Origin of the sequence: Ruminococcus sp. MCC718 (assembly GCF_018783905.1) — a bacterium.
In the GTDB taxonomy this organism is placed as follows: Bacteria; Bacillota; Clostridia; order Lachnospirales; family Lachnospiraceae; genus Hominisplanchenecus; species Hominisplanchenecus faecis.
On the sequence record NZ_WQNP01000099.1, the window covers coordinates 1 to 368 of the forward strand.

At 37.8% G+C, this 368-nt stretch carries 1 protein-coding gene; it reads left to right on the forward strand.

The window, feature by feature from the left end; translation table 11 throughout:
• The coding region (locus tag GPK60_RS08925) for a zinc ribbon domain-containing protein (RefSeq protein ID WP_215659407.1) at positions 1-216 on the forward strand (216 nt) is incomplete at its 5' end.
• Positions 217-368 lie beyond the last annotated feature (152 nt).

Consider the following 368-nt stretch of genomic DNA (forward strand, 5'->3'; position numbering starts at 1 on the left):
ATAAAACTTCAAGCTAAATGCAACGAAAATGGAATGGAACTTCGTGTGGCAAACAGATGGTATCCATCTTCTAAAACCTGCCATTGCTGCAAAAATATCAGGAAAGATTTAAAACTTTCAGATAGAATTTTCAAATGTGCTTGTGGTTATATCGAAGACAGAGATTTCAATGCTGCACTTAATTTGAGAGATGCTATGACTTACGAAGTTGCATAAATAAACGCGAACGTAGGTATGTACCGAAGGCTATTTCGGGAATTTACGACTGTGGAGTGTACAAGAACTTGTGAGTAGATATGATTTCGGTCAATCCAAAGCATACACGATAAAGCAGTAAGTAGAACTCGTGAGGGTCTACATTATCTCGG